Consider the following 19,215-nt stretch of genomic DNA (forward strand, 5'->3'; position numbering starts at 1 on the left):
TTCCATTTGCTTTATTTTAGTTTCCCGTTAATTTTTCTGATTCTGAAGTTAATTTCGACAGATTTATAAATTTCACCTGCTTATATTGTAGAGCACCACGGGTGCAAGGCACAAAAGCAACTGGTAATTTAGGAAATATTTGTGCGCCGATAGTGTAGTGGTTATCACTAAGCGTTGCCAACGCTTAAACCCGAGTTCGAGTCTCGGTCGGCGCATCAGACAATACGTCCGAATACGGTATCTTCCGTTTTGTCAGTTAAATTTAATTCTGTTGATTTTTTGTGCGCCGATAGTGTAGTGGTTATCACTAAGCGTTGCCAACGCTTAAACCCGAGTTCGAGTCTCGGTCGGCGCATATTATTATATATCCCTGAATCTCAGAGTGTATCTGATTATTTACTGCTCTTATCAGAATAAATAAATTTCAGGATTTCTTCTCCATCTGACGTATATTCCGTATTTTTTGTTTCCGCTGAATCTGCTTCATTGGCAAATGGTACAAATCCGTTCTTTTCAAGAACTTTTATTGACTGATTGTTTCCGGGTTCTGTATTTGCGATTATTTTCCCTGATAATCCTGAATATTTGGACCATCTGATCATTGCCCTTATTGCTTCTGTGGCATATCCTCTGTTCCGGAACTGTTCAATGACTGAATATCCAAGCTCATAATTTCCGTTTTCCTGTGATATGAATCCGCCGCTTCCAATGAGTGTTTTATGGGTCTTAACTCTGTTCTCTGCAGAAATATCTCTCATGACCCAGTAAAATGTATATATCTTCTCCTGCTTTGCGAGTTCAAAAAATAACTCAAGAACATCTCTGGTGACTGATTCATGTGGCCAGTTTTCCGGGATATATATATCTTTCAGGACATCGGGGATTTCTTTTTTCTCCAGCTCAAATTCAAATATTTCAGCAGTTGCCGGGATAAGAAGGAGTCTTCCTGTTTGTATTTCGTTAAAATTCATTTATTTTCCTCTGATTCTGTTATACTCTGTAATATTTGGTTGCGGATATGCTTCTTAATCTGAAAATTTCCGGGAATGCTGTGGAAAATGTCTGCTTAAAAGAAATTGGTGGTAAATATTTCTCCGCAGAAATTCCGGTTGTCAGAAAGCTCAGATATTATCTCTGTCTTCTCTTTTTTTTATCGGCCAGTTTAATTTTTTTATCGGTGCCGGATAATATACCAATTTTCCGGAGTTCGGAGACAATCATTGAAATTTCCTTATCAGTAAGTGTAATGTCGAATCCGGAGTTATCTTCTGTGTTTCTGATTGCTGTCTCATTAATTTCCTCTGCAAGTTCCTCTACTGGAATTCCATTATTCTCAGATACAACATCTAATAATCTGTAGATTATATGTTTTTTTATGCTGAGGTTCTTGATCAGCTGTATGGCTTCATCCTCATCATAATCCAGTTCATATATCAGATCAATCAGTTCTTCATTATTGCAGTACAGGTGAACTGATGGGTCAATTTTAACAAGATATTTTGTTGTGAGTTCGTAGTGCATCTGCCTGACAATTTCTCCTGCCTGGAAGTCTTCCGGCAGATTCACTCTATGTAATGTTAAATTTATCTGTATATCTCCACTGTCAATTTCTTTTGGTGCGATATATCCCTCTTCAGATTTTTCGACAAATCCCTGCTCTATGAGCATATTGTAATATATGAACTCCGGAACTTCTATTTCATCAAGTGGATTATCTATTAATTCTTGATCCTGCAATTTTTCAGTCTCTGCTAATTCAGCACTGCCTGGAGATTCGTTGTCAGATTCAGTATTTTTTGCTTCTGATAATTTTTTTGGTTCTTTAATATCGTCGTTTGTTACTGTCTCTTCTGTAGATTCTTCAGAATCGTCACTAAATTGTTCAATATAGGATTCATATTTTTCTTTGTAAATTTTTAAGAAAAGTTCTTTTGATTCTTCTATATTTTCGTTTTTAAAAAGCACTTCTCCGGCATTCTGATTTTCAGTTATTTTATTAACATTTATTACTATATTCCTGAGCTGTTCTTTTGCACTTTCCAGGTCATTTTCAAGAATATAGTATTCAGAAGTTTCGGGTTCTTCAAGCCAGTTGATGATATCTTTTACTTTTCCTACCAGATTTTCTTCAATAATGCCTTCACTATATGTCTGTTTCTGAGCTTTGCAACCTTCCTTTTTAAGAAAATCAATAAATTCGGAAGCATCCTCTTCATCGTAAAAAGAAATTCTCTCTTCAAGTATCATAATCAGGTTTATGTCTTTTTGGTGGAAATAAGTTTGTGGGATGTTTCCTGTTATCCGGAATTATTCAGGGGTTTGGCGGGTTATGCTGGAGTTATCCAAAATGAGATTTTATCATCACACTTTGTTGTAGATTTGCGCGATTGGGTGGTGGTGGTTGCTTTTAGGGGTGAAATTCAAATTCAATATTTTAATTTTCCGGTTTGGATCTGTTGGATATGTTCCAATAATTCTCACATTCACGAAGGGTTTATATGTGGCGACAGACAACATTGTAAGGCCGAAGTATTACGGGAACAGACGCCTCAGGGTGGCTGTAACGTTTAATTCGGGAGTCCTGTGAGTTTTTTCACAGGGTGGAAGTAAGCTAAGATGGATTCGCTGAGATATGCTTTCCTCTGCTTTTTGTAAATCGTAAAACAATGTGTTTATATAACAATAAATCTAACATTGTTACCTCGATTCTTAGATGGAGAACCGAAAGCACCCGGATGGGGGTGTCGGTTCTGACGTTGGCACTGACAATGCGGAAATTTGTTTAATAACCGCTAATTCCTTTTAGATAAACTAGTGAAATATCGATAGTGTGCCGAAGTGTAAGTACTTCAAACAATTAATTCTGGTTGATCCTGCCAGAGGTCACTGCTATCGGGGTTCGATTAAGCCATGCGAGTTGAGAGGGTTAAGACCCTCGGCAGACTGCTCAGTAACACGTGGATAACCTGCCCTAAGGTGGAGGATAACCCCGGGAAACTGGGGATAATACTCCATAGGTTAAAGATACTGGAATGTTCTTTAACCGAAAGTTCCGGCGCCTTAGGATGGATCTGCGGCCGATTAGGTTGTTGTTGGGGTAGTGGCCCAACAAGCCTGTAATCGGTACGGGTTGTGGGAGCAAGAGCCCGGAGATGGAATCTGAGACACGATTCCAGGCCCTACGGGGCGCAGCAGGCGCGAAAACTTTACAATGCAGGAAACTGTGATAAGGGAACCCCGAGTGCCCGTATATGCGGGCTGTCCGGATGTCTAAAAAGCATCCGAAGAAAGGGCCGGGCAAGACCGGTGCCAGCCGCCGCGGTAATACCGGCGGCTCGAGTGGTGGCCACTTTTATTGGGCTTAAAGCGTTCGTAGCTTGAATAATAAGTCTCTTGGGAAATCTGCAGGCTTAACCTGCAGGCGTTTAAGAGAAACTGTTGTTCTAGGAACCGGAAGAGGTGAGAGGTACTCCGGGGGTAGGAGTGAAATCCTGTAATCCCCGGGGGACCACCGATGGCGAAGGCATCTCACCAGGACGGCTTCGACAGTGAGGAACGAAAGCTGGGGGAGCGAACCGGATTAGATACCCGGGTAGTCCCAGCCGTAAACGATGTGCGTTAGGTGTGCCGGTGACCACGAGTCTCCGGGGTGCCGAAGGGAAACCGTGAAACGTACCGCCTGGGAAGTACGGTCGCAAGGCTGAAACTTAAAGGAATTGGCGGGGGAGCACCACAACGGGTGGAGCCTGCGGTTTAATTGGACTCAACGCCGGAAATCTCACCGGATAAGACAGCGGAATGATAACCAGGTTGAAGACTTTGTTTGACCAGCTGAGAGGAGGTGCATGGCCGTCGTCAGTTCGTACTGTGAAGCATCCTGTTTAGTCAGGCAACGAGCGAGACCCACGCCAACAGTTGCCAGCATGTTCTCCGGAATGATGGGGACACTGTTGGGACCGCCTCTGCTAAAGAGGAGGAAGGAATGGGCAACGGTAGGTCAGCATGCCCCGAATTATCCGGGCTACACGCGGGCTACAATGGTCAGGACAATGGGTAACGGCACTGAGAAGTGTAGTCAATCCCCTAAACCTGTCCCAAGTTCGGATTGTGGGCTGCAACTCGCCCACATGAAGCTGGAATCCGTAGTAATCGCGTTTCAACATAGCGCGGTGAATACGTCCCTGCTCCTTGCACACACCGCCCGTCAAACCACCCGAGTGAGGTTTGGATGAGGCTGTGGTTTATTGCCGCAGTCGAATCTAGGTTTCGCAAGGGGGGTTAAGTCGTAACAAGGTAGCCGTAGGGGAATCTGCGGCTGGATCACCTCCTAACGAAATATCGTGAGGGGTAATTAGCGGTTATTAAACAAACTGTAAAATTGTCAGTGTTAACATAAACAAAAAGCAGAGGGCTCATAGCTCAGCTGGAAGAGCGCGGCGTTTGCAACGCCGAGGCCGGGGGTTCAAATCCCCCTGGGTCCATAGCCGTTTTTTCGGAAACGGCTTTTCAATGCACCCGTTGATGTGAATCGACGGGGAAGGGCTGAGAGTCAGTAAGGACTCTTTGAGGCCGTGTATAGGTATTCACACAACGACGTTAAATGGATTTTAACGGTTAAACCGATAAAATGCTGAATTACGTTCTGCCTGTCAGTGAATGGCTCGGTTCGAGTGCCGACGAAGGGCGTGCCAAGCTGCGATAAGCTCCGGGAAGACGCAAGGATTCTATGATCCGGAGATACCCTAATGGGACATCCTGTGACATTAAGTCACGATCGGTAACGATCGGTAACCCCCCGAATTGAAACATCTCAGTAGGGGGAGGAAGAGAAATCAAACGAGATGTCGTTAGTAAAGGCGATCGAAAACGACAGAGTTCAAACTGAATCCCGGCAACGGGAGATGTGGTGTTGATAGGCCCACTGTTTTTGTGAGATATGAAGTGGAATTTGTTCTGAAAAGTCAAACCAAAGAGGGTGACAGTCCCCTACACGTAAATCTCTCACATATATGTGGTGTCCTGAGTAGCGCGGGTTGGAATTCTCGCGTGAATCCGGGGGTCATCAACCTCCAAAACTAAATACTCCTCGAAACCGATAGTGTAATAGTAGCGTGAGCGAAAGCTGAAAAGTAACCCTGAAAAGGTGGTTAAAAGTGCCTGAAACTGGCAGGCGATGGTGTGTTATGGCGTTAAAGGATCTTTACCGCGAAAGAATCAGCCGCGAGGCTGTAGTATGGGCGGTATTGCCAGCGTCATAACTTACGTTTTGAAGAACGGGCCAGAGAGTTTATTCTGTCGGCGAGGTTAACCCTGCGGGAAGCCGAAGCGAAAGCGACAGGTTCGTAGTGCCTTACGGCACATGGGACGACGTATTAAAAGTGCGTGAAGTCGGCAGGATAAGACCCGAAGCCTAGTGATCTATGCGTGGGCAGGCTGAAGCGTGACGAAAGTTGCGTGGAGGGCCGAAGCGGTATTGATATGCAAATCATTCGTGTGACCTGCGTATAGGGGTGAAAGGCCAATCGAACTAGGCATCCGCTGGTTCCTCTCGAAACATGCCGTAGCATGACCTGGATGGAGATAGACGGTGAGGTAGAGCACTGATTGTGGGAGTTGGGGAAGAAATTCCTTACCCTGCTGTCAAACTCCGAATTCCCCGTCATCTGAGAAGTCCGGAAGTCCGCACTGCGGGGTAAGCTTGTAGTGCGTAAGGGAGACAACCCAGACCGTGGTTAATGTCCCTGAGTGTAGGTTAAGTGTAAACACTAAATGAGGTCCCAGGCCAAAAACAACTGGAAGGTGAGCTTAGAAGCAGCTACCCTTTAAAAAGTGCGTAACAGCTTACCAGTCTAGGTTTGGGGCGCAGAAAATGGACGGGGCTCAAACCTACCACAGATACCACGGACCATATATTAATATGATGGCGTAGAGAGGCGTTCTGCATGGGCAGAAGCAGGGGTGTAAGCTCCTGTGGACCGTGCAGAAATGAGAATTCTGGCATTAGTAGAAGCATTAGATGGGTGAGAATCCCATCCGCCGGAGGGGCTAGGTTTCCTCGACAATGTTCGTCAGTCGAGGGTTAGTCGGTCCTAAGGTGTATCGTAACTCGAGTACGTCGAAAGGGAAACAGGTTAATATTCCTGTACCATCGGCCAATAATCCTGACGCTTCGGGATATGCTGTGCAGGGCCGTCGCCCTGTTTAATCGTATAAGCTCTTGGAGAACCGCAATGGTGAGAATTGAGTGAAAGCGTGATGAAGTAATACAGCAAATTCCTGGAGCCCGTGAAAAGGGGGCCAGATGACCGTACCGAGATCTGACACAGGTGCCCCTGGCTGAGAAGGCCAAGGCGTATCGGTTTAATTGTGTTTAGGGAACTCGGCAAAATAGCTCCGTAACTTTGGAATAAGGAGTGCCTGCTTGGAGATCAAGCAGGTCGCAGTGACTCGGGGACTCCGACTGTCTAATAACAACATAGCAGACTGCAACTCGGAAACGACTAGTATAGTCTGTGATTCCTGCCCAGTGCGGGCATCTGAAAACCGGGTACAACCGGACGAAGGACCCGTAAACGGCGGGGGTAACTATGACCCTCTTAAGGTAGCGTAGTACCTTGTCGCTTAATTGGCGACTTGCATGAATGGATTAACGAGAGTCCTACTGTCCCAAACACAAGTCCGTTGAACATTTTATCCTAGTGCAGAGGCTAGGGACCCCATATGGGAAGTGAAGACCCCGTGGAGCTTTACTGCAGCCTGTCGTTGTGTTACGGTATTCCTTGCGCAGAGTAGATGGGAGACTTTGATCCTGCCCTTGTGGGGGCAGGTTAGTCGTAATCTGAGACACCATCCTTGGTTTACTGTAACACTAACTCGTTTACGAGGACATCGGTAGGTAGGCAGTTTGGGTGGGGCGCCACACCCTCGAAAAGGTATCAAGGGTGCCCCAAGGTCAACTCATGTGAGTCAGAAACTCACAGAAGAGTGTCAAGAGCAAAAGTTGGCCTGACGCTGATACGAATAGCAAGTATCTGCGAGAGGAAACTCGGGTCTAACGAACCAATACGCGCTTTTGATGAGTGCTATTGACGACAGAAAAGCTACCCCGGGGATAACAGAGTCGTCGCCGGCAAGAGCACATATCGACCCGGCGGCTTGCTACCTCGATGTCGGTTCTTTCCATCCTGGCTGTGCAGCAGCAGCCAAGGGTGAGGTTGTTCGCCTATTAATGGGGATCGTGAGCTGGGTTTAGACCGTCGTGAGACAGGTCGGTTACTATCTATATGGGGTGTCGGGAGTCTGAAGGTAAGATGGAAATAGTACGAGAGGAACTTTCCGTCGTCGCCACTGGTAGACCGGTTGTCCGACAGGGCAATGCCGGGTGGCTACGCGATAAGGGATAAAAGCTGAAAGCATCTAAGCTTGAAACCTGACCTGAAAAGAGACTCCGTCACAGGACGCGGGTAGAAGACCCGTTTGATAGACCTGGGATGTACGCACGAAGGCAACGACGTGTTCAGTCCACAGGTACTAAAGTCCGATAATTCGGCAACGGAAACATTACTTAACCGTTAAAATCCAGACGAAATCGTTGTGTGAATGCCAATATGCCGGATAATTGCAGACAATAATTCAGGTTCATGACCTGATGTCCGGTCTGTGATTGCGGCCATAGCGGCGGGGAAACACCCGGACTCATCTCGAACCCGGCAGTTAAGCCCGCCCACGTTGGGTGCTGTACTAAGATACGAGAGTTCTTGGGAACCACCTAACGCTGCAATTGCTCATGTGAGTGATTGTGTCTATTCTGAAAAGTTATTTTGTTAGTGTAAGCTGTTATTCTCCGACATTATGTCATTAAGCCTTTATAAATATATTTATGCTGTCGATTGCTCATATTTGTAGCAATAGTTAAATATTTGAAAATCAGGTTTTAATTGTGATACCTGCATCTGATTATGATTCTGCTGAAAAAAAATGCCTCCCATACTGGAATGTTTTTTTTGATACCCTTCTTGAATTTATTCCGTGTGATTGTGAAAATATTCTGGAGCTGGCATCAGGAACTGGTTTTTTAACCGAAATTTTAGCTGCTGAATTTCCGGATTTGGATATAACGTGCCTTGATATTAACAGGGATTATATTGAATTTGCCCGTCGTAAAGAAAATCTTTCTGGAGTTAAGTTCATAACCGGAGATATGCGTGAATTTGTCTCTCACATAAAATATGATGCAATTTTAATTTCGCAGGCTCTGACATTTTTGAATGCTCATGACAGGCTGAAACTGGCAGGAAATATTTACCATATGCTCAATGACGGCGGCACATTTATTGCAGGTGATATCTTCAGTCCGGAAAGTTTGTTTGAAAGAGATCTCTACAAAAAATTGTGGATAACTTTTATGGTTAAAAACGGTTTTTCGCCTGAAGAGGCAAGTGATATGGTTGCTCCTCTTGACGATTACTGTCAGGGGAATACAGTCTCATCTTTTGAAGAAATACTTAATTCAGCTGGTTTTAGCCGGGTTATTGTTCCATACCGGAGAGAATATTATGGAATTGTTATTGCATATAAATGATCTGCCCGGTGAAATGGAAGTCTGCTTCCGGAGGTATTTTTTAATTTCCGGATGAAATGTGAATATATTGAGATATTAGATCATTGACTGTCTCTTTTAAACGTCAGTTTTTTGGCTTGTAGTTCTTAATAACGCTTTTCTCCTCATTTTTGGTATAATTATTTATTATTTTTTGTATCTTTGTCTTAATTAATTGTACAAAATTACAAACATTAATCTTTAAAACCAGCAAAAATAAGATGTGATGAAGATCATCTCCGCAGGCAGTGCAGAAGAAAAGTTCGGAATACCTCCTGATTTCCTTAATGGTGAGGATAAAGGAGTGCCGGATAATTTCATCCGGATTCCGGAAACAATTAGTAAATCAGGTAAGGAGAGCATATATGCGAATACATGCAGTTCTCTAACTGTACACAACTCCGATAATCCGGAAATATCTGAGATAACCATTCTTCCCGGAATTAACCGGGATGGCTGCCGGGAAAATTTTAACAGCATAACCATCCGTCCGGGAGATACAATATCAGTTGTCGGGCCGACCGGTTCTGGCAAGAGTGCACTGATTAATGACATTGAGATCTTCGCCAGAAAGGATACAGTCACCGGAAGAACCGTTCTCATAAATGGTGAAGATCCTCCGGATGAATACATCAGAGACCCTGCAAAAAAGCCCGTTGCACTGATTACCCAGAATACAAAATGCCTGGCAGATCTTATTGTCAGGGATTTTCTTCAGATGCACCTTCTCTCAAGGAAAATGACCGGAGACAGTATTATTCAGGATACAATCTCACTTGCAAATGAGTTCACCGGAGAAAAAATAATTCCGGATGTGAAGATGACCTCACTTTCCGGAGGGCAGACGAGATCACTTATGGTAGCTGATGCGATAATAATCTCCAATGCTCCGATAGTTCTTCTGGATGAAGTGGAAAATGCAGGAATTTTCAAGGAAAAAGTTATCGAGGCTTTAAAAAAGCACCAGAAATCCTTAATTTTTGTAACCCATGATCCTCTTGTCTCCCTTCTCTCGGACAGAAGAATTGTAATGAAAAACGGTGCTGTCGATAAAATACTAATTCCCGGAGAAGAAGAGAGAGATGCTCTCCGGGAGATTATCAGAATGGACGGGATATTCTGTCGTATGAGGGAGAAGATAAGGGCTGGTGAATTAATTACTTCAGCCGGTGTCATATGAAATTACTTGTCATCGCCGGGCCGCCTTCTGCCGGAAAAACTGCGGTTGTAAGGCAGATAATAAAGCATTTCAACCCGGAAGTTTTGTGTGCATACCTTAAAATTGATGTCGTGACAGCATTTGAGGACAGAGAACTTGCAGAGGAGTTTGGTATTCCGGCAAGGAAGATCTGCTCCGGAGATCTATGCCCTGACCATGCCGGAATTATGGTTATGAAAGATGCAGTCTTATGGGCAGAAGAGGAAGGTGCAGATATGCTGATCGTAGAGAGTGCGGGTCTCTGCCTCAGATGTTCGCCATATACTACCCAGTCGCTTGGAATTGTAGTGCTGAGTACTGTATCCGGAATAAATTCTCCCTTAAAGATGGCACCAATGCTGGCACTTGCAGATCTTGCGGTTGTGACAAGAACTGATCTCGTTTCCCAGGCGGAAAAAGAGGTATTCAGGGAGAGAATTAAAGGTGTAAACGGGAATCTTGACATCGTTGAGACAAATGCGGTTCAGGGTACAGGTATGAGATATCTCTTCAGGGCAATAGATGAACAGACGGATATTTCAGATGCTGATGAGATTGTTCTCAAAGGCACTCCTCCCCTTGGAGTCTGTACAGTATGCGTTGGCAAAAAAGAGATCGGCTGGCAGAATCATTTTGGGGTGATAAGGCCGCTTGACAGTGCAGAATTTATGTTTCGGGGTGAATGAAATGGCAGGATGGCAGCCGCCCGGAAAAGACTGCGGCAGATGTGGCTGTCCTGAATGCAGTGAGTTTATAATTTTATTGAAGTCCGGAAAAAAGGTGCTGACAGACTGCCCTTTTTACAGACCGGAAAGTGAGCCTGTATTGATAAATATTGCCGGAGATACGAATTACAAAGATACTGATATCATTGGCAATTCTCTAGATTTTATACTGCATGCACTTCCCGGAGAACCGTCTGCAAGAAAAGTTGTACAGCCTTTTCGTCCTGATCTTGTTGAAAAATGGAATATAATTCCGGGTGATATCGTTCTTGGCCGTCCTGAAGGTGCGGGATGTCCGGTTCAGCATGTTCTTTCTGTAATAGATGCCGACTCCGTAACAGGAGTTTTAACCACTCATGTGGTAAGTCCTCTTATTGCAAGAGATCCAAAGAGAGATGTTAAAGACATTAAGGCCTATAATATGATAGCTTTTGAAGGAATTGCAGAGACTAAAAGGAATCCTCCGGTATTCGGGATGAGGCAGAGGTTTCTGCCTGGTTACTGCATGATGCATCTTGGTCATACCGGATTGGTAAATATGGTGCTGAAAAGACCTTCAGGTGTTCACATAAGGGTGGAGGATATTATTATATGAAAACAACTGCTGAAATCAAAGCAAAACTGGATAAAGGAGAAGCAAAAGTCTATATGGCAGCCGAATTTAAAAAAATGATACGCGATGGCGGAAAACCGTCTCTTGATGACGTTGATATTGTTACATGCGGGACATGCGGGATAATGTCTGGTGCAATGGCGGTAATAAGCCTTCAGGTGGCAAAGCCGGGTACATTCAGACGTGCAGATACAGTCTCTCTGAACGGAGTGCCTGCATATCCTGGTCCAAGTCCGAATGAAGGTCTTGGCATAGTGGATCTGGTTGTATACGGAACCACCCATGCTTCTGATGATTATGGCGGTGGTCATTTATTCCGTGATATCATTGAGGAGAAGGAGATTGAAGTTATTGCAGAAGCCGGCGGGAAAAGCTATTCCAATATACTGTATGGTGATGAATTCCTCTCTTCAAGGATGATTGCCACAAGATGCGCCTACAAAAACTACTCCTGTTTTGTGAATCAATCTCCTGAAGATATAAATACAATATTTTCAGCCCTGCCCCTTCGCGGCAATCTGGCTGAGGCCACAGTCAGCGGCTGTGGTGAAATAAATCCGCTTCAGAATGATCCTGAGATGAGATCCCTGAAGTCCGGTGCGAAAATTCTCTTAAACGGTGCTGAAGGTTTTATCATGGGGCCTGGTACCAGGAGCACACCGGAAAAACCTAATCTCTCGGCATTTGCTGATATGGGCGGGATGTCTGGTGAATATACCGGGGGATTTATCACTTCGGCAGGTCCCGAATGTATAATGTCTGTGGCTGGTGCAATTCCGGTAACAGACGAAAAAATCCTTTCAGATGTGAGCATACTTGACGAGAATATTCCTCTTCCGATTGTGGATATTAAGGACAGATCGCCGCTTGCATATGGGACAAATGCAGACATATGGCAGGGAACTGACCACAGAATTAATGTAAATCCGATGAACTGCATATTCTGTGGTGACTGTCCTGCACTTGCAAAATGCCCGACAAAGGCTATTATGCCGGGCGGTGGTGTTATTTCATCAAGGTGTGTCTCATGCGGAAACTGTATCCGGACATGCCCCGGTGAGGTTTATTCAATGAAGACAAAGCCGGTTAATGTTGGCGGAAGAGAGATCCCTGTAACTCTCAGGCAGTCTGACAGAACGAGAGGGGATAAAATATCAGGAGAATTAAAGGAGAAGATTATTGATGGTACTTTCTTATTTCTCTGAAGGAAAATCTCCAGTATGGTGAGTTAAATGGGTGAATATAAGCTAAAATGTCCATACTGCGGTAAGATATTTCCGGATAGGTACACAAATGAATGCCCGTCTAAATGCGGACTGATTCGTGCAGATTACGGGCACAGGCAACTCACTGTCAGAAACCTTCCCGGAATGTTCAGATTTCAGGACTGGCTGCCGGTTAAGGGACATATCAAATCAGATGCCGGACCTGTCACATATAAGAGCCTTGAGCTTGCAGAAGAACTTGGTCTTTCAGAACTGTATATCTGCTTTAACGGCTACTGGCCTGAAAAATCTGCCTTTATCAAAACATGCTCTTTTAAGGAACTTGAAGCTCTGCCTACATCACTCCGGCTAAAAGAGCATGGGGGAGGAGTTTTGCAGGTGTCATCCGCAGGAAATACCGGGCGGGCATTTGCGGAAGTGTCTGCAAAATCGAAGATCCCGGTTATTCTGTCAGTGCCGGAAGAAGGAGTGAAAAATATCTGGACTACTGAAGAGACTGAAGATGTTCTTATGTATTCCGTTTCAGGCGATTATACGGATTCAATAGAGTTTGGAAACAGTTTATGTGAAATTCCGGGTGTTATCCCTGAAGGCGGAGCAAAAAATCCGGCGAGAAGGGATGGCATGGGCACAACACTTCTTGATGGTGCTGTCACGATGAAACGGCTTCCTGACTGGTATTTTCAGGCTGTCGGAAGTGGTACCGGGGGAATTGCCGCATGGGAGATGTCACTGAGACTCATTGCGGATGGCAGGTTTGGGAATAAGCTCCCAAGGCTTCATCTCTGCCAGAATGAGCCGTTTACACCAATGGCTGATGCCTGGAATAAGGGGCTGAGGGATATTGTCTCTGATTCAGGTGAAATGGAGTCCAGAGAACTTGCTCTTGAGGTATATGCAGGTGTTTTAACAAACCGGCATCCGCCATATTCTGTGGCCGGAGGTCTCTTTGATGCCCTTACTGATACAGACGGGGTTATCGTCCCTGTTAAAACTCCGGATGCGAAATCTGCCGGAAAACTGTTTGAGGATACTGAAGGAATCGATCTTGACCCTGCGGCAGAGGTATGTGTCGCGTCCCTGATTGATGCAGTTGATGCCGGAACTGTAAAAGATGATGATTATATTCTGCTGAATATCACCGGAGGCGGTTACAGGCGGCTTACTGAAGATTACGATATGATTCCTGTATTACCTTCTGTAAATCTTCCGGCAGGGAGTACTAATGAAACTGTCAGAACTGAAATTGAGGAGTGGCTGAAAAATTATGAATGAGGATAAGGTTCTTGATATTTTAAATGATTTGGGTATTGAATTTGTTGTTTCCCTTCCATGTGACCGGACAAAGGATCTCTGTGCGGGAATGGAGAGTAAATTTCATTATGTAAATATCAACCGTGAGGAGGATGGGGTTGGGGTCTGTGCCGGTCTTTCCCTTGCAGGCAGGAGATCTCTTCTACAGATGCAGAGTTCAGGACTTGGTAATTCCATGAATGCTATTATGACACTTACAGATCTTTATGGTCTGCCTCTTCCTGTCATTGCAAGCTGGAGAGGTGTCTATGAGGAGAAGATTTCTGCTCAGATTCCGTTTAATTCAAAGATACCTGAGATGCTTGAGGCATTTAATATCAGCTATACAATTGTGAATGAACCTGATGAGTCAGATCTTATCAGAGAAGGGATAATGAAAGCTTTTGATAAGTCAGAAGTACATGTGATCCTAATCACTCCAAAATTCTGGGAGGGTGGAAGACCTGATTGCTGCGTTCCAGAAATATTCCCTGACAGGTGCAGGCATGTTTCTGTCTCCTATAAACGTGAGATTAAATCTCCGGTTATGAAAAGGTCTGATGCAATTGAAGCTCTTGCTCCGTTTCTCTCTGATATGCCCGTTATCTGCAATATCGGTGTTCCATGCAAGGAACTGTACAGGGCAGATGACAGGCCTGAAAATTTCTATATGCTTGGCAGCTATACTCAGGCAACTCCTATAGGGTTTGGGGCTGCACTTGGACAGGAGAAGGATGTTATGGTGATTGACGGTGACGGAAGCCTTCTTGGCACTGCTGTTTTACCGGCTGTTGCAGCAGAATCTCCTGTAAATCTTATTATTCTTGCCCTTGATAACGGAGCATTCGGAAGTACCGGCATGCAGAGAACTCATGCCTGGAATATATGTGATCTGGAATTAATGGCAATCGGAGCGGGGATAAAGAATACTGTTAAGGTACATACTAAAGAGGAACTGTTGGATGTTTTAAAAAGAAGAAAAAATGGAGAACTTCAGGGTACTCTTTTCATCCATGTTATTATTCTTCCCGGAAATTCGGATGCACCAAATGTACCCTTAAGTGCATCTGAGATTAAGGAAAGATTTATGACTTCAATCTGATGTATGGATCCATAATATTTTCATACTATTTTTAATATTATTTTTGTGCTATCGTTCTGTGTGGCATCTTTTCTCCAATTTCTCCGACTCCTTCATACTTCCCCACACCCTCTCATACTCCCTCATCAAGCCCCAGCAGAAAGAGCGTTACCGGAATTAATTTTATCTTAATCTCACCTTCAGTGATTACCACGGATGAACTTTCGGTTATGATTACTCCTTCATCCAGGCCGAATTTAGTGCATGCAGCCAGCAGTCCTTTAATCTCCCTCTTTTTATTGTCCTCATTCAGGTCATAGCAGACCTGGTAAGCCTCTGTTATATCCGATGAAGATGCTGACAAAATGATGGAAGCAATTGAAGAGGATTGAACGATAATTCTTTACAGCACTTTTTTAATAGATCTTATTAGAAGTCAGAACAGCACCAGGCATAAACGGGCTAAAGAAATTCTGAAGAAAATGGTAGAAGACAAACAAAATTTTAACACTACTTTTGTAAATGTCTATGAACTGTATAAGGGAGCTTACAGGACAAAGGATGTCAAAGGGTCTATAAGAAAAATTAACAGATATTTGCAGGTAATAAACGTCCTGGAGCACACCGATGAATATTATGACATATATGGTGAAATCTCAGCAGATTTAGAGAAAAAAGGAACACCAATCGGTAAATTTGATGAAATGGTGGCGGCAATTGCCATTCATAACGGTGCAAAGATTCTCACCAATAACACAAAGGATTTCGCAAGAATACCAGGGCTTGAAATCATCAGCCATTAACCATTTTTTCATTTCATCCTCAGGCTCTTATGTATAGTTTCATAATTTCAATTTTAAATAAATTCGTTGTGCTGAACCGGGTAATTATCTCTGGATTTCTTTTGGTACATCCTTTCAGTTCCGGATATTTTTACTCCCGGTCTCCTCCCGGAATTACTCTTTTATATGACTTATCAACGCCGATGGTTGCAGTAACTGTTTTGGTATCGTCTTTATTCTTTTTGATTATAGGCCCTGCTTCGATCCATTCCGGGATTTCGAGCCTTTTTTCAACTTCTTTTAAGGAGGCACTGCCTGTAAGGCAGTCTTCATTGAATGGGATATAAAACTTATAACTGCCTCTCGTTGTAATCAGGAGTGCGAAGGGGTGGCGCTTCATGTCTTTATGGGGTATTTCGCCCTTGCGATAGAATGTTACGTAGAGTTTCTTCTCTTCAATTCCGGAAGAATCAGTGGTGACCATCTCGGCGGTTACATATGTTATTTCGTCTTTTTCAGAGGTTTTTTTGAAATTTTCGATTTCTTCGATCTCTTTTTTTAGATCTTCAATAGCCTGGTTATTACCGTCATTGTCATTGAAAAAGTCAATATAGGTTTTTAAAAATTCCATGTTGGTCTTGTGAAAATGCTCGGCTGCTGCTTCCCAGTATGTTATGAGATAATCTATTTTTCCACTGAGGGAATCTGAATATAATTTATTGTATTTAAGCCTCTGAAGTGTACTGTTTTTAATTCTGATAGTGGTATAACCGCTTAAGTCTGAACTGTCTTTTGCTGGCATAGTTATGAAATATATATTCTTTTAATAGGATATATTTGTTGCTATTAAACATTAGTCACCTTTTACTATTTTTTTGCGACAAACATTTTATATGAGTTAAGATCCAATTAGCATTAATGGAGTATAAGTTTTTAATTATCAATAGGTTGATTAATTATTCTGAACGTGTGGGTAATTCTTAAAACTGTACTTTCAAAGTATGTTTTTTTGATATTGTAAATAATCTAACTTATGGCACTTTTTACACATTTGACATAATTTTTAAATACAATTGGCTCCTACGATGTAGTATATCAAAACTAAAAGGAGTTGATCATGTATGTCAGAAATTACAAACCGGAACTTTGGCAGAGCGGGTTTAAACAACGATAATGGGGGAGGATTATCTCCAAAAAGAGGAATGGCTGAGTCTATAAAAAGACCGGCAGGGGGCAGAAGGGATTATTCCGGGGGGGAAAATCTTCACAGGCACCGGGAGAGAAAGGAAGAATTTGTTGATGATTTTGTAAGGGAGGTCATAAAGGACTGCAAAACTCCGAAGGAAGAGTTGATCGAAGTCCTTCGTGCCAGGGGATTTTTAATTGACGAATTGGACGGTGAGTATTACCTGAGTGACAACTCCTGCCTGAGAAATCCCGGTGCACACTGCTCTAATGATGACCTTGACCAGGTGGTCCTTGCCCGGTTCCTTACAGAATCCGGGCTTGGAACTCTCGATATTGTTTTTGATGACCGAAGAGATGGGGGCACGGTAAAACCCGGTTATGGTCGTTATAGCCGGAGTTTTTGTCCGGGGCCAAATGACCGTGCAAAGTACCGGCTGAATATTGTGCATGACCCAAAGTTCCGGCACTTAACAGCGGCAGTGAATATTTTTCAGGGCCTTGAGGGATCGACTATTCAGTACTTCAGTCACAGCCAAAAGGCGAAAGAGGAGCATTTCTTTGGGCATGAGCACGGGAGAAAGGTCCCTGTCTGTGTGATGGACGGTGCCATAGCCCGGTTGTGTAAGGCTGTCTCGGCATGTGGCATTACGACTGAGATGGCCTGTGACGGTCATTTTGGTCAGAAAGACTCTGCCTGGATTATCTTTTATACCCATCAGGACCTGGAGTGGTTTAAGATTATAAATGAGTGTGTTGTACAGCCGCTGCTACATCCAAAGATAATATTTGATTACGGGAGGCGTGGTCAGTTGTCCGGGGATGTTAATGTTTATTTCTCCGGACAGAGTCCTGTTCCGGATTATATGGAAATTCAGAGGATTGCAGCATTTCTATATGAGCACAGGTTCCGTTTAAGGCAGGTTAAGAGAAAGTTCTGTGAGGATCATCAGAGACTTGCTTTCTTCTCCTTTGAACTGGATAGTTCTGAGAAGCCGGGTGATATTCCGGAGGAGACTATCAACAGGCTCTGTGAGAGGGCAGGAAGTCTTATGAGAGGTGGCAGATCTTTTCAACCGGAGCAAAAGGGCAGTTTTTCAGAGGGCCGGTCTGGTACCAGACGGGCTTTTGAGGAGAGGCCTGACGATGGCGTGGTTGCTTCACAGGCTGCCTGTGTGAGGGGCCGCGGTGGTGCCGGTATTCTTCCTGAAAATCCGAAGTTCTTTTTCAGGCGGTACAACAGGATTCTTGAGGACCTGGTGAGGATTTACAGTCCGTCCGGACGGGAGCAGGAGCTTGCTGAGTTTATCGTCCGGAAGTACGGGAGGGGGAGATGGGTGGTCTCATCCGATGAACTGTGCAATCTTTACATCAGGCCGAAAGGTTATGGTGAGGGTGATAAATCTTTAAAGAGATCTGTTGGTCTGGAGGGTTTTAAATCCGGGAGGTCTGAGCGCTTTAAGAGTTCAGCAGGTCCGAATGGTTTTAAAACTTCTAAGGGTTATCAGGCCTATGCGGACTGCGGGAGTGATGATAGCGATGAGGTCTACGCAGATTACGGCGGTCATGTGGACCGTTATGGTAATGATTCCTTTGAGATAGTGCCGGCGGTTGCCTTTGGGGAGATAGAGGCTTTTTGTAAGGGTGGCAGGGGCGACGGTAAATGTGAAAATTATGGCCGGAATGAGGTTGAGGTTTATCGCGGTTGTGATATTGATGAGGGCTGTGAGAGTTATGGCTGCTCCAGGGACCTGCCTTTATTAAATGTGCATCTTGACACTTTCCCGCATTATTATAAGGGCCATGAAGATGAGGCCGGTTTTATTGAAAAACTTTCAGGTTACCGGATTTCTTCTGAGTTCTCTGGTTCTCCCGGAATTTCTGGTGTTTATGGTTCTCCCAGGTCTTCCGGTTCTGCTGTGGTCTCCGGTTTGTCCGGGTTGAACAAGATCATCCCTGGTTTTAATGCCGGATTTGACGATAAGGCCGGGGTTGCGATGGTCCTTTACCTGATGAAGTACACTTCCCTGAAATTTAAGGCTGTGTTCACTGTGCAGGAGGAGCAGGCAGTAACTTATCCGGCGAAGTACGGACGTGGAGGTGGTGGCGGTATTGACTATGCCATTTTGAAGAAGCCGGAATTCTTTAAGAATTCTGCCTGTGTCCTGACAATTGACCGGCAGGGCGGCAGGGATATTATTGCTTCTTATGGTTTTGACTCCAAAGATTCGCCCAGGCTGAAGTTATGCAGTGATGCGTTTCTTGAAAAATTCATTGACGTTTCAAAGAAGGTTTATCACCCGATGGCGGTTGCAAAGGGAAGTATTGCCGATGCTTATAATATCCGGGCTGCCTTTCCGGGTCTTGATGTTTTGAATATCTCTGCCGGATATTACAACGAGCACCGGGAGAGTGAATGGCTTGACTTGAATGACGTTTTTGGAGTGATGAGGGTTGTTGTTGGTTTTTTGAAAGATGAGAGTAAATCCCTAAGTTTATGATGAATGCAGAAA

The 19,215-nt window shown here is 44.2% G+C and carries 13 protein-coding genes, 3 tRNA genes and 3 rRNA genes; 15 read left to right on the forward strand and 4 right to left on the reverse strand.

Annotation, left to right across the window (positions count from 1 at the left end; all coding sequences use genetic code 11):
* Positions 1 to 143: 143 nt before the first annotated feature.
* Positions 144 to 215, forward strand: a tRNA-Gly gene (locus L6E24_RS14280).
* Positions 216 to 283: 68 nt separating this feature from the next.
* Positions 284 to 355 (forward strand) — tRNA-Gly (locus L6E24_RS14285).
* A 37-nt stretch (positions 356 to 392) separates the two neighbouring features.
* On the opposite strand, the gene L6E24_RS14290 is transcribed toward L6E24_RS14285, so the two are convergent.
* On the reverse strand, positions 393 to 971 hold the full coding sequence (locus L6E24_RS14290; RefSeq protein WP_257742621.1) for a GNAT family N-acetyltransferase: 579 nt from the start codon (positions 969 to 971) through the stop codon (positions 393 to 395).
* A gap of 157 nt (positions 972 to 1,128) precedes the next feature.
* Positions 1,129 to 2,247, reverse strand: coding sequence for a hypothetical protein (locus tag L6E24_RS14295; protein WP_257742622.1), 1,119 nt, complete (start codon positions 2,245 to 2,247; stop codon positions 1,129 to 1,131).
* A 613-nt stretch (positions 2,248 to 2,860) separates the two neighbouring features.
* Between L6E24_RS14295 and L6E24_RS14300 the strand changes: the two genes are divergently transcribed.
* From L6E24_RS14300 to comD, 11 genes are all read left to right on the forward strand, one after another.
* A 16S ribosomal RNA gene (locus tag L6E24_RS14300) occupies positions 2,861 to 4,329 on the forward strand.
* Between the two features lie 79 nt (positions 4,330 to 4,408).
* Positions 4,409 to 4,481: transfer RNA gene (locus L6E24_RS14305), tRNA-Ala, on the forward strand.
* Between the two features lie 145 nt (positions 4,482 to 4,626).
* Positions 4,627 to 7,553, forward strand: a 23S ribosomal RNA gene (locus L6E24_RS14310).
* A gap of 108 nt (positions 7,554 to 7,661) precedes the next feature.
* Positions 7,662 to 7,783, forward strand: a 5S ribosomal RNA gene (gene rrf, locus L6E24_RS14315).
* The 16S, 23S and 5S rRNA genes sit together here with 1 tRNA gene alongside, the layout of an rRNA operon.
* A gap of 156 nt (positions 7,784 to 7,939) precedes the next feature.
* Positions 7,940 to 8,581 (forward strand): class I SAM-dependent methyltransferase, encoded by a 642-nt coding sequence (locus tag L6E24_RS14320; RefSeq protein ID WP_257742623.1) that lies wholly within the window; start codon positions 7,940 to 7,942, stop codon positions 8,579 to 8,581.
* 244 nt (positions 8,582 to 8,825) lie between these two features.
* Entirely contained in the window at positions 8,826 to 9,779 is a 954-nt protein-coding gene (locus L6E24_RS14325; RefSeq protein WP_257742624.1) for an ATP-binding cassette domain-containing protein, read from the forward strand.
* A complete protein-coding gene (locus L6E24_RS14330; RefSeq protein WP_257742625.1) occupies positions 9,776 to 10,483 on the forward strand; it encodes a GTP-binding protein in 708 nt (235 codons plus the stop codon). Before L6E24_RS14325 ends, L6E24_RS14330 begins: the two co-directional genes overlap by 4 nt.
* A gap of 1 nt (position 10,484) precedes the next feature.
* Entirely contained in the window at positions 10,485 to 11,117 is a 633-nt protein-coding gene (locus L6E24_RS14335) for a (Fe-S)-binding protein (protein ID WP_257744047.1), read from the forward strand.
* On the forward strand, positions 11,114 to 12,340 hold the full coding sequence (locus L6E24_RS14340; protein ID WP_257742626.1) for a methanogenesis marker 16 metalloprotein: 1,227 nt from the start codon (positions 11,114 to 11,116) through the stop codon (positions 12,338 to 12,340). Before L6E24_RS14335 ends, L6E24_RS14340 begins: the two co-directional genes overlap by 4 nt.
* Positions 12,341 to 12,367: 27 nt before the next feature.
* Positions 12,368 to 13,636, forward strand: a complete 1,269-nt coding sequence (locus tag L6E24_RS14345; protein WP_257742627.1) for a cysteate synthase — start codon at positions 12,368 to 12,370, stop codon at positions 13,634 to 13,636.
* Positions 13,629 to 14,756 (forward strand): sulfopyruvate decarboxylase subunit alpha, encoded by a 1,128-nt coding sequence (comD, locus tag L6E24_RS14350; protein ID WP_257742628.1) that lies wholly within the window; start codon positions 13,629 to 13,631, stop codon positions 14,754 to 14,756. The genes L6E24_RS14345 and comD overlap by 8 nt, the downstream gene beginning before the upstream one ends.
* Positions 14,757 to 14,868: 112 nt before the next feature.
* Here comD and L6E24_RS14355 read toward each other — a convergent pair whose 3' ends face one another.
* Complete coding sequence (locus tag L6E24_RS14355; RefSeq protein WP_257742629.1) at positions 14,869 to 15,099, reverse strand: hypothetical protein; 231 nt, start codon at positions 15,097 to 15,099, stop codon at positions 14,869 to 14,871.
* 106 nt (positions 15,100 to 15,205) lie between these two features.
* On the opposite strand from L6E24_RS14355, the gene L6E24_RS14360 reads away from it, so the two are divergent.
* Positions 15,206 to 15,538 (forward strand): type II toxin-antitoxin system VapC family toxin, encoded by a 333-nt coding sequence (locus tag L6E24_RS14360; RefSeq protein WP_373021274.1) that lies wholly within the window; start codon positions 15,206 to 15,208, stop codon positions 15,536 to 15,538.
* 130 nt (positions 15,539 to 15,668) lie between these two features.
* On the opposite strand, the gene L6E24_RS14365 is transcribed toward L6E24_RS14360, so the two are convergent.
* A complete protein-coding gene (locus tag L6E24_RS14365) occupies positions 15,669 to 16,319 on the reverse strand; it encodes a hypothetical protein (protein WP_257742630.1) in 651 nt (216 codons plus the stop codon).
* A 319-nt stretch (positions 16,320 to 16,638) separates the two neighbouring features.
* Between L6E24_RS14365 and L6E24_RS14370 the strand changes: the two genes are divergently transcribed.
* A complete protein-coding gene (locus L6E24_RS14370; protein WP_257742631.1) occupies positions 16,639 to 19,203 on the forward strand; it encodes a hypothetical protein in 2,565 nt (854 codons plus the stop codon).
* Positions 19,204 to 19,215: the final 12 nt, after the last annotated feature.

Origin of the sequence: Methanoplanus endosymbiosus (genome assembly GCF_024662215.1) — an archaeon.
GTDB lineage: Archaea > Halobacteriota > Methanomicrobia > Methanomicrobiales > Methanomicrobiaceae > Methanoplanus > Methanoplanus endosymbiosus.

Bases quoted from the DNA above. Each gene is read 5' to 3' on its own strand.
- L6E24_RS14290 (WP_257742621.1), bottom strand. From the start codon at position 971: ATGAATTTTAACGAAATACAAACAGGAAGACTCCTTCTTATCCCGGCA.
- L6E24_RS14340 (WP_257742626.1), top strand. From the start codon at position 11,114: ATGAAAACAACTGCTGAAATCAAAGCAAAACTGGATAAAGGAGAAGCA.
- L6E24_RS14330 (WP_257742625.1), top strand. From the start codon at position 9,776: ATGAAATTACTTGTCATCGCCGGGCCGCCTTCTGCCGGAAAAACTGCG.
- L6E24_RS14345 (WP_257742627.1), top strand. From the start codon at position 12,368: ATGGGTGAATATAAGCTAAAATGTCCATACTGCGGTAAGATATTTCCG.
- L6E24_RS14295 (WP_257742622.1), bottom strand. From the start codon at position 2,247: ATGATACTTGAAGAGAGAATTTCTTTTTACGATGAAGAGGATGCTTCC.
- L6E24_RS14370 (WP_257742631.1), top strand. From the start codon at position 16,639: ATGTCAGAAATTACAAACCGGAACTTTGGCAGAGCGGGTTTAAACAAC.
- comD (WP_257742628.1), top strand. From the start codon at position 13,629: ATGAATGAGGATAAGGTTCTTGATATTTTAAATGATTTGGGTATTGAA.
- L6E24_RS14335 (WP_257744047.1), top strand. From the start codon at position 10,485: ATGGCAGGATGGCAGCCGCCCGGAAAAGACTGCGGCAGATGTGGCTGT.
- L6E24_RS14325 (WP_257742624.1), top strand. From the start codon at position 8,826: ATGAAGATCATCTCCGCAGGCAGTGCAGAAGAAAAGTTCGGAATACCT.
- L6E24_RS14365 (WP_257742630.1), bottom strand. From the start codon at position 16,319: ATGCCAGCAAAAGACAGTTCAGACTTAAGCGGTTATACCACTATCAGA.